The organism is Flavobacterium aquicola (genome assembly GCF_003385115.1).
GTDB lineage: Bacteria > Bacteroidota > Bacteroidia > Flavobacteriales > Flavobacteriaceae > Flavobacterium > Flavobacterium aquicola.
This window is the reverse complement of the sequence record NZ_QUNI01000014.1, coordinates 31,235-45,599: the sequence shown is the minus strand read 5'-3', so window position 1 is coordinate 45,599 and position 14,365 is coordinate 31,235. Positions and strand designations below refer to the sequence as shown.

Below are 14,365 nucleotides of genomic sequence, written 5' to 3'. Positions count from 1 at the left end.
AGGAAAAATATTATTTAATTGCCATGTTATCTTAGATGAAAGAATCAAAACATTTCAGATATAACGGCAATTTTTGTAAATATATTATACTAACTTTGAAATGAAAAGGAGTATTTCCCGATTCAGATACGAAGTAATATTTCAGACGCTATTTTTTCATTAAATTAATAATCAGACGCTATGAATAAATTTATACAAAAAGGGAAAGCATTTTTAAAGACAAAAACTTTTAGAATAATAAAGATATTCCTCATTTCTTTTTTCGCGTTGCTGCTGGCACTTTTTATTGGGTTACGGCTTTATTTTGAACAGAACAAGACCGGTATTTTGGCTGATATAAATAAAAAAATTAATGAAAACATTTCCGGTCATGCCAGTATTGGCGGTGTTGGCTACAAGTTTTTGATAGGTTTCCCAAATTTCACGGTGGTTTTAAATAAAGTCGAACTGCAGGACAGTCTTTATGCTATTCATAAAAGAAGTGTTCTAAAGGCAGGTGAAATTGAGGTCCGGCTGAATGTGCTGAGTTTGCTGCATAAAAAGGTTAATATCGAGAAAGTGGTATTGATTGATACTAAAATCGATTTATATAAAGACAAAAATGGAATTTCTAATTCCAATATTTTAAAGCCAAAGCCAAAAACAAATGAACCGAAAAGCAAAAGTGAAACTGAAACAGAAATCGGTGAAGTAGATTTTAAGAACGTAGTTTTTATTTCCCAAAATGTGCAGCGTAATAAAATGTTTCACTTTGAAGTGGCTTCTTTAAAAACCAAGATTAACTATACTGATGATGGTTTTCAGACTGATTTGTATCTGGATGTTTTTGCAAAAAGCATGGCTTTTAATACCAAACACGGAAGTTTTATAAAAGATAAAAGAGTAAAAGGAAAACTAGCTGTACAGTTCTCAAAAACAAAAAACAGAATTGATGTACTTACTGAGGATTTGGGAATTGGCGAGGATGATTTTGATATTAAAGCGAGTTTTGGTCTCCAAAAGGAGCATCCGATAATGAACATCAATATAAAAACCAATATTTTATGGCTGAATGCCGCTCATTTGTTAGACCCGCATTTGTTCAAAATTCTAAATCATTTTAATATAACCAAGCCGCTTGATGCACAGTGCAGTATCATAGGTGATATGAATTCCGAAGGCGATCCCGAAATTATTGTTGATGCCCAGATAAAAGATAACGTACTGGTTTCGCCAGATGCCACAGTAAGCGACTGTAATTTTACAGCCCGATATATCAATAACTTTAAAAACGGATTAGGAAACAATGACATCAACTCTGCGGTTATTGTAAAAAACTTTACAGGAAATTACGAAGGCATCCCGATATCTATTCCAAATGCTGCAATTCATAATCTAGAAAAACCATTAGCAACGGGAGATATTCACACTCAATTTGATGTTGATAAATTAGGAAATATTTTTGGCGAAGATGTTTTCAAATTTACGGGAGGAACAGCCAAAGTAGATTTCAAATTCAATGTTGATATTGTAGCACTGCGTATTTCAAAACCTAAATTTACAGGTAAAGTGGATATAAAAAACGCTGATATGCTTTATAAGCCAAAAAACCTGACTTTTCAGACTAACATTCTTCTTGATTTTACGGATGAAGCCTTATTCATCAGAAATATTAAATACCAAAGAGATAAAAATATTGCTTTCCTGGATGGCAGAATAGATAATTTTCTAAATCTCTATTATAATAATCCAGAAAATATGGTAGCGGTACTCAACATTAAAAGTCCGTTTATGGATGTAAAAAAAATGATGGGCACTCTTGCTTATAAAGATAAAGCTGCACCACCCAAAGAACCTAAAAAAGCTGCAAATAAAGCTGATACCAAAAAAAGAATTGCCCTAGTGCAGAAATGTCAAGTGGTTTTAAATCTGAATCTTGACAAAATGGTCTATTCCAATTTAACTGCAAAAAATGCTAAAATTGTTATTGTTGCTAAGAATCGGCAATTTTTTATCAAACAGGGAGCAATTGAAACCTGTGGAGGTAAAATCACATTTAGTTCACAGTTGATTCCTCAAGGGAACATATTTGATGTGAAAACAAATGTAAATATTGCAACAGTTGATATTCCGCAATTTTTGACTTCTTTTAAAAACTTCGGAGTTAAATCTTTTCAGCCTCAAAACATAAAAGGAAATCTTTCTGCGAAAGCTGATATATCGATGAAGATGACAGAAAATGGAGATTTGGTTGAGGATTCAGGAAAAGGAAATTTATATTACGAAATCAAAAACGGATCTCTGACAGATTTTAAACCAATAATGAAAGTAGGAAAGTTTGCTTTTCCTAACAGAGATGTGAAACATATTGTATTTAATGATTTGTCAGGACAGTTAAAGATGGATGGAAGTCTGGTTAATGTTGATTATTTTAAAGTAAGTTCTAATGTACTGAATTTTGATGTTGAAGGGATTTATTCGTTCAAAAAAGGAACAAAATTAGGACTGGTAATTCCGCTTAGAAATCCAGAAGATGATTTAAAAATAAAAGACAAAAAAGAGAGAGAGGCCAAACGATATAAGGGCATAGTTGTACGTTTGTTAGTAGTAGACGGCAAAAACGGCGAAATGAAAATAAAATTGGGAAGCCTTTCGGATGAGAAAAAAAATAAAGCATGAGAGCATTACTTTTGAGAACATTACTTTTGAGTCTGGCAGTATTTGCATTAGTTGGTTTTAATGTTTTACAGCATCACCAATCCGATGAAAAAGAGCAAGTAAATAGGGCATTAGACGCGTGGCACAAAGCTGCGGCCGAAGCTAATTTCAATAGTTATTTTGGAATGATGACAGATGATGCCATTTTTATTGGTACAGATCCAACCGAAAATTGGGATAAGAAATCGTTTCAAGCGTATGCAAAGCCTTATTTTGACAAAGGCAAAGCTTGGGATTTTAAAGCAATCGAACGTCATATTTATTTTGACAAGTCAGGCAAACTAGCATGGTTTGATGAACTTTTAAATACCCAAATGAAAATCTGCAGAGGTTCGGGCGTTCTTGTAAAAATTGGTACGGAATGGAAAATTAAACATTATGTTCTGTCGATGACAATTCCAAATGATAATACTGACGAAGTGGTAAAAATCATTGCTCCTATTGAAGATGAATTGCTGCAAAAAATAATTCCAAAACGATAATTTTTGATTTTTTCGGTACTTCAGCTTTCATTCTTATATAATTCCTTAATTTTGCCGAAATAGTAATTATACCGTGGGAAGCAAAAATAAATTAAAAAGGTTCAAAGAAAACGAAACATTCAATAACGTTTTTCAGCCAACAAGAGAAGAAGTAGTAGGGGATTTATTCCCACTGAGAGGAAAATGGAATTCAGATTTTTTTAAAAATGAAAATCCATTGGTACTTGAATTGGGCTGCGGTAAAGGTGAATATTCTGTTGGTTTGGCCGAGAGATATCCAAATAAAAACTTCGTAGGAATCGATATTAAAGGTGCCCGTTTTTGGCGTGGTGCAAAAACCGCCGTTGAAACTGGACTGCATAACGTGGCTTTTATCCGCACGCAAATCGAATTAATCAATCATATTTTTGCCGAAAATGAAGTGGATGAAATCTGGATTACTTTTCCAGATCCTCAGATAAAATACAAGAGAACCAAACACAGAATGACCAATTCGGAGTTTTTGAAGTTATATAAAAAAATCCTCAAAAAAGACGGTGTTGTAAATCTGAAAACCGATAGTGAATTCATGCATGGATACACTCTTGGATTACTGCATGGTGAAGGGCATGAAGTTTTGTATGCTAATCACAATGTGTATGTAAATGAAGGAAGTCCTGAGGAAGTTACTGCTTTTCAGACGTTTTATGAAAAACAATATTTGGAAGTTAATAAGGCAATTACGTATATTCGCTTCAAGATAAAATAGTATTTGGATTACATATTTTTCATATTAATTGAAAGAATATAAATTGTCATCTAAAGGCTTAGAATAAACCAGATTATTATTGGAAAGTGATTAAAAACAAAAGATGACATTAATAGTACCTTTTATTCTTGGATTTATTGTTGCTGCTATTGGTATTACGCCTCCAGGGCTGATTAATATGACAGCAGCAAAGGTAAGTTTGAAAGATGGTAGAAATGAGGCTATTTCTTTTGTAATTGGCGCGACTATAATGGTTTTTTTTCAAACACTTTTAGCGCTGTTATTTGCTAATTTTATCAATAGCCACCCTGACGTTATCAATAGACTGCAAGAACTTGGGCTGTTTATTTTTATAGCGCTGACCATTTATTTTTTTTGGAAAGCAAAAAGACCAAAATTACCTAAAGCAGAAACAAAAATTCGCAGCAAAACTAATCGCTTTTTTTTAGGAATGCTGCTGTCGGCGTTGAATTTATTCCCAATTCCGTATTATGTATTTGTATCAATCACGCTGGCAAATTACGGATATTTTTATTTTCAGGAAGCTTTTATTTATGCTTTCGTAGTTGGAGTGGTAGCTGGTTCTTTTTTAGTTTTTTATCTTTATATCGTATTTTTCAAAAAACGTGAGGCAAAGTCTTCTTTTCTTATGAATAATGGCAATTATATAATTGGAACCATTACAGGTCTCGTGTCCATAATTACACTCTTTAAACTTATTAAAGGATAATTTTAGATAAAGCCAATGGAAGAAGCAAATGATAATTTTTTTGAGAGAGTCTATCATATCGTTAGACAAATTCCATACGGCAAAGTCACTTCTTATGGTGCGATTGCCAAAGTTTTAGGAGCTGCACGTTCGGCTAGGATGGTAGGCTGGGCAATGAATGCAGCTCATAACTTAGAAGATGTTCCTGCACATAGAGTTGTCAATAGAAAAGGACTGCTTACTGGAAAGCATCATTTTGATGGAACTAATCTCATGCAGCAATTATTAGAAAGCGAAGGTATCAGAATTGAGAATAACCAAATTGTAGACTTAGAGAAGTACTTTTGGCAGCCTTAGCCACAAGTGTTATTGCATTTGAAAAGCTAGAACTTTTTAATCCATTACCACACTATTAGAATTTTGCAATTGAACAGCATTGCGGTCTTTATCATAAATATCGTCAAAAAAGTTGATTTCTCCGGTATCATAGCTTACCCAAGCTGTAAAATAACTCATATATATTGGGATTTTATTTTTCAATTCATAAGGAGTTTCTTTTTCGCCGTTCATCGCTGTATCTATTTTTTCGACCGTCCAATCAGGATCGTTTTTTAAAATTGCCTGTGCAAGCCCCTTGGCATCTTTTATATTCACGCAGCCATGACTAAAAGTACGTTTCTCTAATAAAAATAAACTTTTAGCAGGTGTATCGTGCATATAAATGTCGTACTGATTTGGGAACATAAACTTAACTAAACCTAATGAATTTGTAGGACCTGGTTTTTGTCTCACACGGCCTCCGTTCCATTCCATATTATTTTCCTCTAGATAATTTTTATCAGCATACATTTTCAGCTTTAATTCATTGTCTATAATGCTTTGCGGAATATTCCAGTAAGGACTAAATACGATTTTATCCACCATACTCGAAAGGACTTCAGTTTCTGACCATTTGGCACCAACAAACACATCCGATTCAAATTCGCTTTTTCCATCCTTGATATAAAACAATCGGTAAGAAGGTATATTAACGATAATATACTCTGTTGCATCTGTTAAGTTTGCCGGCATTTCGCGGCAGCGCTCCATATTGAGTTTTATAGTTTTAATTCGATTGCTTATAGGTTCATTCATTTGATTTATATGCTCTAATGTCAGCTGGTAATTTAGAGCCAGCCCGTATCTTTTTTTATAGTTTAATACGCCTGCCATCAATTCTTCGTCATAGATTTCACTTTTAGAATCTTTTTTTAAATCGCCGACAATAAATAGACGTTCTCTAATTTGCCGTACGACTGCTCCACTGTCGGTAGGTTTTAACTCTTTGTAGTTTGCAGGATCTATATCAATCTTTTTCCATTGATTATTTTTTTCAATAATTTGATATTTTTCCAGCACTTTTTGAAGTTTAGCGTACTGATTTGATAAAGCATATTGATTTTCTGCCGTACCATCGGATTTTACTTTATTTGATTTTAAAGTGTCGTTCTGATGAGGTTTTAAAATTCCAGCATTAATTAAGGACTGAGAAGTATATATGCGGTCAAAAAATATTTGAGAAGTATTATTTTCAAAATACTGCATATTTTCTTGAGAACAAAAGATAGTATTAGCTGTTTTTTTATTATCATAACTAAAAGATGACAATAAAAGACTTGTTACTGTAAGACCTAATAGGAGATTAAAATTTCGCATGACTTTGTAATTTAAATAGTTTTAAGAATAACATCTGCATTAAAAGAGAGTAAAAATTTGTTAAAAAATTTATAAAATTTAACGCTATATTATTTTTGTAATACATTGAAAATCAAAAATTTATAATAGTCAAAGTTATGAAATCTATACTGGATTTTATTTATAGAATATCGTATAGTTTTATCAAAATTTTCACGTAGAGAAGGATTACATCTATAATTTTAAGGCTTCAAAAGATTGTTTTTATTCGAATACAAATAATTTTGGAACAATAGTATCATTCGGGGTAATTTCAGTATCAACAAATCCAATCCAAATCCTTTAGAATAAGAACTTAATCAGTTATCTTTGCAATCTAAATTTAGTTTTAATAAAAACACGTTTTTTTATATAACGTAAACAGAAAGAAGAGTAAAAAATGAAATTAGATAAAAAAGACATTCTCAAAGCCTTAGAGACTATTACTATTGCTGGAGAAGGTAAAAATATGGTTGAGAGCGGTGCTGTTGCAAATGTTGTCACTTTTGGAGATGAGGTCATGGTAGATTTAGTATTAAATACACCTGCAATGCATATCAAGAAAAGAGCAGAAGATGATATTAAAAAGACAATACACGATTTAGTATCTGCAGACGCTAAAATTAAAGTAAATATAAAAGTTGAAGTTCCTGAGAAAAATGAAATTAAAGGGAAAGCAATTCCAGGGATAAAAAATATTATTGCTGTCGCTTCTGGAAAAGGCGGTGTAGGAAAATCTACAGTTACAGCAAATTTGGCTGTTACTTTGTCAAAAATGGGTTTTGCAGTTGGTGTTTTAGATGCAGATATTTATGGACCGTCTATGCCAATTATGTTTGATGTAGAAAGCGAAAAACCTATTTCGGTTGAAGTTGATGGGAAATCAAAAATGAAGCCTGTAGAAAGTTATGGAGTTAAAATGCTTTCTATTGGATTTTTCACATCTCCAAGCCAAGCTGTTATTTGGAGAGGACCTATGGCTTCCAAAGCATTAAATCAAATGATTTTTGATGCTAATTGGGGAGAGCTAGACTTTATGTTAATCGATTTGCCTCCCGGAACTGGAGATATACATCTTTCAATTATGCAATCCTTACCTGTTACAGGAGCTGTTGTTGTAAGTACGCCTCAAGCGGTAGCTTTAGCCGATGCAAAAAAGGGTATCTCGATGTTTCTGTCTGAAGCGATAAATGTGCCTGTCCTTGGTATTATAGAGAATATGGCTTATTTTACACCTGAAGAACTGCCTGATAATAAGTATTATATTTTTGGCAAAGAAGGAGCAAAAGATTTAGCTGAAGATTTAGGAGTGACATTTTTAGGAGAAGTTCCAATTGTTCAATCTATTCGTGAAGCTGGAGATTATGGGCGGCCTGCTGCATTACAGGCTGGCTCGATTATTGAAAATGTTTTTGAAGAAATCACGCGTAATGTTGTAAGTGAAGTTATTAATAGAAATGAAAATCTAGAACCAACTGAAGCTATCAAAATTACAACAATGGCGGGTTGTTCAGCCGTTAAAAAATAATTCTTAAACTTTGAATATTAATTCAAATGCCATTCTTGCAATATAAGTGATCACTAATTGTGATCTTAATTAAAGTAAGAGATGGTGAAAAATATATACCAAACTTATGAAAACAGAGGAATTAACAAATAATGTTTTGAAAGCACTAGATGAAATCAGGCCTTTCTTGAATTCAGATGGTGGCGACATTAAGCTCATTTCAATTGATGAAGGAAAACATGTAAAAGTGCGTCTTGAAGGAGCTTGCACAAGCTGCAGTGTAAATCAAATGACTTTGAGAGCAGGGGTGGAGACAACAATTAAAAAATATGCCCCCCAAATTGAAACAGTTGTTAACGTTATTTAAATAATATTTACAATCAGCGGATTTTTTTGATTAAAATGGTGTTTGAATTTTAATAGAAAATTCTCCTTATTATTGTAAAAGCGCGATGTGTGCGCTACGGGAATACGAAACTTATACTTGTTAAAACGTAATAAAATAAGGTTTTTTAAAAGATTATTATTAAGGAATTGCCAATATAACAAAGGTTTTTTTCATTATGTGTAAAAAACAGTATGAATAATTCAAAGTTATTTCATCTGATTTTTCAAATAAAAATTTACATTTGTACCACTAACCTACAAATTTGAATTATGAAAAAACATTATTTATTGATCGTTTTATTATTATGTCTTTGTAAAACATATGGACAAGAGCCAATTCAAGAAGCATTTGTTACTAGAACTTATGTAAATGTTGATGATGCGTGGAGTGAAATAAATTTCAGTAGGATGATTGATATTTATTCTAATAGGACTGGACAGCTAAAGATTTCAAATGCTGAGTTTTTGAAAGAACTCAGCAATGGTAAAGCTAATATGTTAGAAAATAGTGCGTATATCACTGCTGAATTCACTTCTCAAGTACAAACAAAAACAAAAACTGATAAAAACGGGCTGTTGAATTTAACATATGAAGGAAAACTTGTGTTTAAAACTCATGATGGAACTTATGCACCTACCGCTGTGATTGTTTTTATTATAAATCAGGCTGATGTTATTGGTTTAAAAATACTGAATAAAGAAAATAGAAAAGAAATGGCAGTCGACCTTGAAGTTAAAAGTTAATACTGTATATTTAACTTCAATTTCAAAAAATAAAAATAGTATAAAAATTAATGGACGTTTTAATTAAGATTAAAGATAGAGAGGGAGTAATTCATGATTTACAAGCGCCTACAGATATGGCGATGAATATAATGGAATTATGCAAAGCTTATGAATTACCTGTTGAAGGAACTTGTGGCGGTATGGCAATGTGTGCTTCTTGCCAATGTTATGTTCTTAATGATGTAATATTGCCAGAAATGGGTGATGATGAAGAAGCTATGCTTTCTGAAGCATTTTATGTAAAATCAAATAGCCGTTTAGGCTGTCAAATCCCTATCACTGAAAGTCTTGATGGGCTAGAACTAGAACTCGCTCCAGAGAATTAAATTTTGATCTTCTTTTGCGTATGTCTTAGAAGGGTTATTTAAATTAGTCAATAATTCATTCTATTATATAAAAACTGAAAAAGCTTCTTTGTAAAAGAAGCTTTTTCAGTTTTTATACTTATTATTATCCAGCTATTTAAAAGCTGGAATTCCAGTAATATCCATTCCGGTAATTAACAAGTGAATATCATGAGTGCCTTCATAAGTTACTACGGATTCTAAATTCATCATGTGGCGCATGATGGAATATTCTCCAGTAATTCCCATTCCACCTAATATTTGTCTGGCTTCACGTGCAATATGAAGAGCCATATCTACATTGTTTCTTTTGGCCATAGAGATCTGTGCAGTTGTAGCTCTGCCCTCATTTCTCAAAACACCAAGTCTCCATGTTAATAATTGGGCTTTTGTGATTTCAGTAATCATTTCGGCTAATTTCTTTTGCTGCAGCTGTGTTCCTGCTATTGGCTTTTCAAACTGAATTCTTTCCTTTGCATATCGCAAAGCTGTGTCATAACAGTCCATTGCTGCTCCAATTGCCCCCCAAGCAATTCCGTAACGTGCGGAATCTAAACATCCAAGAGGTGCACCTAAACCAGATTTATTGGGAAGCAGGTTTTCTTTAGGAATTTTAACATTGTCAAAAATCAGTTCGCCAGTTGAAGAAGCGCGAAGTGACCATTTATTATGAGTTTCTGGAGTCGTAAAACCTTCCATGCCTCGTTCTACAATCAATCCATGTATTCTTCCTTCTTCATTTTTTGCCCACACTATTGCAATATCTGCAAAAGGAGCATTGGATATCCACATTTTAGCACCATTCAAGAGAAAATGGTCGCCCATGTCCTTAAAATTGGTAATCATACTTCCAGGATCAGATCCGTGATTGGGTTCTGTTAGTCCAAAACAGCCCATGAATTCTCCTGTAGCTAGTTTTGGTAAATATTTTATTCTTTGTTCTTCATTTCCGTATTTCCAAATTGGGTACATTACTAATGAAGACTGCACTGATGAGGTAGAACGAACACCCGAATCACCACGTTCAATTTCCTGCATAATAAGCCCATATGAGATTTGGTCTAAACCTGCCCCGCCATATTCCACAGGTATGTATGGACCGAAACCGCCAATTTCCCCAAGTCCTTTTATTATTTGTTTTGGAAATTCTGCTTTTTGAGCATATTCTTCTATGATGGGAGAAACTTCGCGCTTAACCCACGCTCTTGCTGAATCGCGAACAAGTTTGTGTTCTTCACTTAATAAATCATCTAGATTGTAATAATCTGGGGCTTGAAATAAGTCGGGTCTCATAATAAAGTGTTTTTTATTGATACAAATCTACATAAAGAAATATAACAAAACTAATTCAAAATGTTGTAAAAATAATTTTTTATTTGACCTGAGCTAATGTTCATAAAGTAAAGAAAACGATTTTGAGCCTATCAAATAATATTTTACAAATCTATATCAAAAGAGGTTCATAAATATTGGATAGCGAAATACAATTTTGTAATATTGCTAAATTACTAAATGACTGTTTTACCCCAAATCAGATAACCTAAAATTATGAAAAAAAAAATTACCCTTATTTTATTATTATTTGCAGGATCAATAGGATACTCTCAAATATTGGATTGCAGCAAGCTTAAAAATATCAAAGCGTATAATCCAGATTACCCTAAAAAAACTTTTGTGATTAAAGGCGCAACTCAAGAAAGTTACGACAATGGAGTTCTTCAGCTGGTTTGGAGCTTAAAATGGCTAAGCGACTGTGAATATGAAGTTACCTGTACTAAAAAACTTGTAGAGTCACAGATGGAGGTCGGAGATAAAATTGTAATGACAATTATTAGTATTGACGGTGACTGCATTACTGTAAAAAGAACTTTTCATGCTAAAAATTTTCCAGATGGAGATGTAGATCCGGAAAATACCTATTGCATATCAAAATAAAACCCTTTACAAATTAGTTTAAATAAAAGTTCCAGTAACAAGTGATTTTAAATCACAAATTACTGGAACTTTTTTTATTACCAAAGCCACCATTCTACTTTTGCACCCAAATATTGCCCCCAATCCTTGGTTCCGCTTTGAGCGAGGTAGGGAGAGTAAAGATTGTCTGCTGCAAATTTATTATAATGAGCCACGCTGTACACTATTCTAAAGTGTGGTCTTGCCCAAACATCTCTAATAGCAGTAGGAACAAAAGTTGGGGCAATAGTAAATTTGGTCATCTGGCCAAATTCCTGCGTTCCATCTTTTCTCCATGCCAGATCAAATTCATGAAGCAAATGCAGCCAGTCTTTAATGAACCAGGTTCCTCTCGCTCCGACAGCTATATCCTGTTTGCGATTAAACAGTAATTGTTTACCCAAATAATCTGGAGCTTTATTTAAACTATCGCTGGCTCCTCGGCTTTTTGTATAAATTGCATAACCGTTTAGTGAATAATTTTTATTGATATTGAGTAAAAAAGTTTCAGTTAGAGCCATGGAGTAAGCTTTCTTGAAACTATTAGTCTCGATGTTGGGAGCTCCATATGTGACATAGGTTCGGCTGCTTCCTCCATCACCGCCATTTGCGATACCAGTTCCATAACGTGCGCTTATTGCATTAAAAGAGCCAGGTATTTTAGAGTTGAAGTTCTTTAAATATTTTGCTCCAACTACATAACCGTTGTCGGCGGGATAATTATAAAAAGTATCAGCATCTTGCGCTGTTCCTGATGGAAGACGCTGATATTCAGCAAGTAATTTAATGTATCCTTCCTTGATTATTATTTTGTGCTCTAATATAGAAACATATCTATTTCGTAATCCTAAGGTAGGAGTGCCGTTTACAATATTTAGGTAAAAGTTGGGAGGTAAAGTAGATGTGGTGTCTATTGATCCTGTGAAAATCTGTGAAAATTGTGTGTTTTTATATTTTATTCCAACTCCTTGTCCAGAATGGTCATCAAAATAGTAATGATCAATAATATGAATGTCATCACCACGGTTTAGTCTTGCTCCTATCCACACGCTCCAATCACTCCCCATTATATTATTGGCTTCTGCATATACTTCGGGTAAAGCAGTTGTAATTCCTCCAATTGCTTTATTGGAAACATTGCCTATTAATTGACCTTGAGTAGTGTAGAAGGAAAAACGGGCTTGTACATTGATCTTAGTCTTTTCCTGTCCTGCAATCGCTGGATCAAAATGTAATGCCGTGACTAATTCAAAATAATCGTTCTCTTCGAAACGTCCTCCAATAGAGCCCATTCCATTTAAATTTAGTGATTGTGGAAAATCAGTGTTTGCCGCTCCGAGTGATTTTGCTATTCCTGCTCGGCCATAACTTCCAAGAGAAAAGTTTTTGTTGGAAATAGTCGGGCTTTGACCTAATGTATTTAATGAAAATAAAAATAAGAAAATGAGGGTTAATTGGTTTTTCATAATTTTTAACTTAAAAAAGATCTTCTAATATCAATATTTGCAATGTAGCCGCTTAGTATTAATTAAATAAGGATTGGCTTTCAATTGTTTAGAATCATATTTATTTCTGATTCAAATCAAATTTAATATTTATTTATGATAATTTTAAGTTTTAATGCGAAAAAAAAAGGAAGGAATGTCTTTTTTTAAGAAGATTTATTCTATAAATCACCTGCTTTTTTTAATTGTTAAGCAGTAAAATTGATTTTTTATTTGAAAATTGAATTCAACATTACATTTTTATATAAAACTCCTTAGTAAGTTTTATATATTCTGAAGTATAAATATGTCTTGCTGTTTCGATAATTAATTCCTCAACTGGAAAATGGTCAATTTCATTACGGCTAAAGGCCAATAGGCTGCGTTTGATTTCAGTAGCAGCAGTACCTTTAACTCGGGTAATTTTTATAGGATATAATTCGTTTTCTTTGGCAAGAGCCAAGAATTTTTCTTCTTCTTTAAAGGGAATTATAACAGAGAAAATTCCGTTTTCAGAAAGTAATAAGTCTGCGGCTTCAATTAATTCTTCAAAAGGCATAGCGTCTTGAAAACGGGCTAAATCTCGTTGATCATCATTTGATTTGTAATCTTCACTGTAAAAAGGAGGATTGGAAATAATTAAATCGTATTCATCTTCTGGTTCTTCAACGAATTCATCTAAACCAGCGTGGAAACAAAACAGACGGTCATTCCAAGGTGAATTTTCAAAATTATCAGTAGCTTGTTCATAAGCTTCTTCATCAATTTCCAGAGCATCAATTTGCTGGGCATCACTTCTCTGCGCAAGTATCAAAGCTATAATTCCAGTTCCGGTTCCAATGTCCAGAATACTGAAAGGATTATTATCAATGGGGGTCCAGGCGCCTAATAAAACACCGTCAGTTCCAATTTTCATTGCACATCGGTCTTGTTCGACAGAAAATTGTTTGAATTGGAATTTGGACATAAAGAGTTTAGATTTATTGATTAACCGATTAAACAAATTATCGATTAAATTTTCTAAAGATACATTTCAATTAGACCTTCTGGTAAATCCATGATGACTTTTTTATTTTCTCGGTCAATTTTAACTAGGAAATGATCAATCATTGGGATCAGGATTTCGGCATCTCCTTTAAGAACTTCAAAAAGAGGCTGAGCAGTGGTGTCATTGATTGACTGGATTTCTCCAACATATCCTAGACGTTTGTCTTCTACTTCAAAGCCGATTACTTCGTGAAAGTAGAATTTGTTGCCTGTAAGTTTAGGCAGCATTTTTAATGGAAGATATAAGTCGCTGCCTAATAAAGCATCGGCTTCTTCTTCTGTATTTACATCTTCAAAACGAATGCGAAGAAAATCGTTTTTGTGAAGAGAACTATTTTCAATAAAAAAAGGAACCAAGTGTTTGTTGCATTCAACAAACACTGATTCCAAGTTTTCGTATAACTCAGGTTCGTCTGTGTCTAAATAGGCTAAGACTTCCCCTTTGAAACTAAATTTTTTGGCAATTTTGCCTAAATAGAAACAATCTTCTTTACGCATCGTTGCCTGC

Annotated in this window: 15 protein-coding genes; 10 read left to right on the top strand and 5 right to left on the bottom strand. The window is 33.3% G+C overall.

Annotated elements, in window-relative coordinates; translation table 11 throughout:
* Positions 1-180: 180 nt before the first annotated feature.
* From C8P67_RS18610 to C8P67_RS18590, 5 genes are all read left to right on the top strand, one after another.
* The gene (locus C8P67_RS18610) at positions 181-2,658 is read left to right on the top strand and encodes an AsmA family protein (RefSeq protein ID WP_115814693.1); all 2,478 of its coding nucleotides are present in this window, start codon (positions 181-183) and stop codon (positions 2,656-2,658) included.
* Positions 2,655-3,179, top strand: a complete 525-nt coding sequence (locus C8P67_RS18605) for a nuclear transport factor 2 family protein (protein ID WP_115814692.1) — start codon at positions 2,655-2,657, stop codon at positions 3,177-3,179. The genes C8P67_RS18610 and C8P67_RS18605 overlap by 4 nt, the downstream gene beginning before the upstream one ends.
* 73 nt (positions 3,180-3,252) lie before the next feature.
* Complete coding sequence (gene trmB / locus C8P67_RS18600; protein WP_115814691.1) at positions 3,253-3,927, top strand: tRNA (guanosine(46)-N7)-methyltransferase TrmB; 675 nt, start codon at positions 3,253-3,255, stop codon at positions 3,925-3,927.
* Positions 3,928-4,030: 103 nt separating this feature from the next.
* A complete protein-coding gene (locus C8P67_RS18595; protein ID WP_115814690.1) occupies positions 4,031-4,657 on the top strand; it encodes a LysE family transporter in 627 nt (208 codons plus the stop codon).
* 15 nt (positions 4,658-4,672) lie between these two features.
* On the top strand, positions 4,673-4,993 hold the full coding sequence (locus C8P67_RS18590; RefSeq protein ID WP_115814689.1) for an MGMT family protein: 321 nt from the start codon (positions 4,673-4,675) through the stop codon (positions 4,991-4,993).
* 36 nt (positions 4,994-5,029) lie between these two features.
* Here C8P67_RS18590 and C8P67_RS18585 read toward each other — a convergent pair whose 3' ends face one another.
* Positions 5,030-6,331: a L,D-transpeptidase family protein gene (locus C8P67_RS18585; RefSeq protein ID WP_115814688.1), complete on the bottom strand. Its 1,302-nt coding sequence runs from the start codon at positions 6,329-6,331 to the stop codon at positions 5,030-5,032.
* Between the two features lie 418 nt (positions 6,332-6,749).
* Between C8P67_RS18585 and C8P67_RS18580 the strand changes: the two genes are divergently transcribed.
* The 4 genes from C8P67_RS18580 (at position 6,750) to C8P67_RS18565 (ending at position 9,355) form a co-directional block, all read left to right on the top strand.
* The gene (locus C8P67_RS18580) at positions 6,750-7,877 is read left to right on the top strand and encodes an Mrp/NBP35 family ATP-binding protein (protein WP_115814687.1); all 1,128 of its coding nucleotides are present in this window, start codon (positions 6,750-6,752) and stop codon (positions 7,875-7,877) included.
* A gap of 106 nt (positions 7,878-7,983) precedes the next feature.
* The gene (locus C8P67_RS18575) at positions 7,984-8,223 is read left to right on the top strand and encodes a NifU family protein (RefSeq protein ID WP_115814686.1); all 240 of its coding nucleotides are present in this window, start codon (positions 7,984-7,986) and stop codon (positions 8,221-8,223) included.
* A gap of 290 nt (positions 8,224-8,513) precedes the next feature.
* Positions 8,514-8,987, top strand: a complete 474-nt coding sequence (locus tag C8P67_RS18570) for a hypothetical protein (RefSeq protein ID WP_115814685.1) — start codon at positions 8,514-8,516, stop codon at positions 8,985-8,987.
* A gap of 50 nt (positions 8,988-9,037) precedes the next feature.
* Positions 9,038-9,355: a 2Fe-2S iron-sulfur cluster-binding family protein gene (locus C8P67_RS18565; RefSeq protein WP_115814684.1), complete on the top strand. Its 318-nt coding sequence runs from the start codon at positions 9,038-9,040 to the stop codon at positions 9,353-9,355.
* A gap of 132 nt (positions 9,356-9,487) precedes the next feature.
* Here C8P67_RS18565 and C8P67_RS18560 read toward each other — a convergent pair whose 3' ends face one another.
* Positions 9,488-10,666 carry an acyl-CoA dehydrogenase family protein gene (locus tag C8P67_RS18560; protein WP_115814683.1) on the bottom strand — a complete coding sequence of 393 codons (1,179 nt, stop codon included), beginning with the start codon at positions 10,664-10,666 and terminating at the stop codon, positions 9,488-9,490.
* Between the two features lie 255 nt (positions 10,667-10,921).
* On the opposite strand from C8P67_RS18560, the gene C8P67_RS18555 reads away from it, so the two are divergent.
* Positions 10,922-11,308, top strand: coding sequence for a hypothetical protein (locus C8P67_RS18555; RefSeq protein WP_115814682.1), 387 nt, complete (start codon positions 10,922-10,924; stop codon positions 11,306-11,308).
* A 77-nt stretch (positions 11,309-11,385) separates the two neighbouring features.
* On the opposite strand, the gene C8P67_RS18550 is transcribed toward C8P67_RS18555, so the two are convergent.
* The 3 genes from C8P67_RS18550 to rimM all read right to left on the bottom strand — a co-directional run bounded on the left by C8P67_RS18550 (position 11,386) and on the right by rimM (position 14,355).
* Complete coding sequence (locus C8P67_RS18550; RefSeq protein ID WP_211319934.1) at positions 11,386-12,792, bottom strand: carbohydrate porin; 1,407 nt, start codon at positions 12,790-12,792, stop codon at positions 11,386-11,388.
* Between the two features lie 271 nt (positions 12,793-13,063).
* Positions 13,064-13,777, bottom strand: a complete 714-nt coding sequence (locus C8P67_RS18545) for a tRNA1(Val) (adenine(37)-N6)-methyltransferase (protein ID WP_115814680.1) — start codon at positions 13,775-13,777, stop codon at positions 13,064-13,066.
* Between the two features lie 53 nt (positions 13,778-13,830).
* Complete coding sequence (rimM, locus tag C8P67_RS18540; protein ID WP_115814679.1) at positions 13,831-14,355, bottom strand: ribosome maturation factor RimM; 525 nt, start codon at positions 14,353-14,355, stop codon at positions 13,831-13,833.
* Between the last annotated feature and the right edge of the window lie 10 nt (positions 14,356-14,365).

What these genes read in the sequence shown, in the direction of transcription:
- rimM (WP_115814679.1), bottom strand. Translation starts at nt 14,355, where the DNA reads ATGCGTAAAGAAGATTGTTTCTATTTAGGCAAAATTGCCAAAAAATTT.
- C8P67_RS18570 (WP_115814685.1), top strand. Translation starts at nt 8,514, where the DNA reads ATGAAAAAACATTATTTATTGATCGTTTTATTATTATGTCTTTGTAAA.
- C8P67_RS18610 (WP_115814693.1), top strand. Translation starts at nt 181, where the DNA reads ATGAATAAATTTATACAAAAAGGGAAAGCATTTTTAAAGACAAAAACT.
- C8P67_RS18560 (WP_115814683.1), bottom strand. Translation starts at nt 10,666, where the DNA reads ATGAGACCCGACTTATTTCAAGCCCCAGATTATTACAATCTAGATGAT.
- C8P67_RS18595 (WP_115814690.1), top strand. Translation starts at nt 4,031, where the DNA reads ATGACATTAATAGTACCTTTTATTCTTGGATTTATTGTTGCTGCTATT.
- C8P67_RS18555 (WP_115814682.1), top strand. Translation starts at nt 10,922, where the DNA reads ATGAAAAAAAAAATTACCCTTATTTTATTATTATTTGCAGGATCAATA.
- C8P67_RS18550 (WP_211319934.1), bottom strand. Translation starts at nt 12,792, where the DNA reads ATGAAAAACCAATTAACCCTCATTTTCTTATTTTTATTTTCATTAAAT.
- C8P67_RS18585 (WP_115814688.1), bottom strand. Translation starts at nt 6,331, where the DNA reads ATGCGAAATTTTAATCTCCTATTAGGTCTTACAGTAACAAGTCTTTTA.
- C8P67_RS18545 (WP_115814680.1), bottom strand. Translation starts at nt 13,777, where the DNA reads ATGTCCAAATTCCAATTCAAACAATTTTCTGTCGAACAAGACCGATGT.
- C8P67_RS18580 (WP_115814687.1), top strand. Translation starts at nt 6,750, where the DNA reads ATGAAATTAGATAAAAAAGACATTCTCAAAGCCTTAGAGACTATTACT.
- C8P67_RS18605 (WP_115814692.1), top strand. Translation starts at nt 2,655, where the DNA reads ATGAGAGCATTACTTTTGAGAACATTACTTTTGAGTCTGGCAGTATTT.
- C8P67_RS18565 (WP_115814684.1), top strand. Translation starts at nt 9,038, where the DNA reads ATGGACGTTTTAATTAAGATTAAAGATAGAGAGGGAGTAATTCATGAT.
- C8P67_RS18575 (WP_115814686.1), top strand. Translation starts at nt 7,984, where the DNA reads ATGAAAACAGAGGAATTAACAAATAATGTTTTGAAAGCACTAGATGAA.
- C8P67_RS18590 (WP_115814689.1), top strand. Translation starts at nt 4,673, where the DNA reads ATGGAAGAAGCAAATGATAATTTTTTTGAGAGAGTCTATCATATCGTT.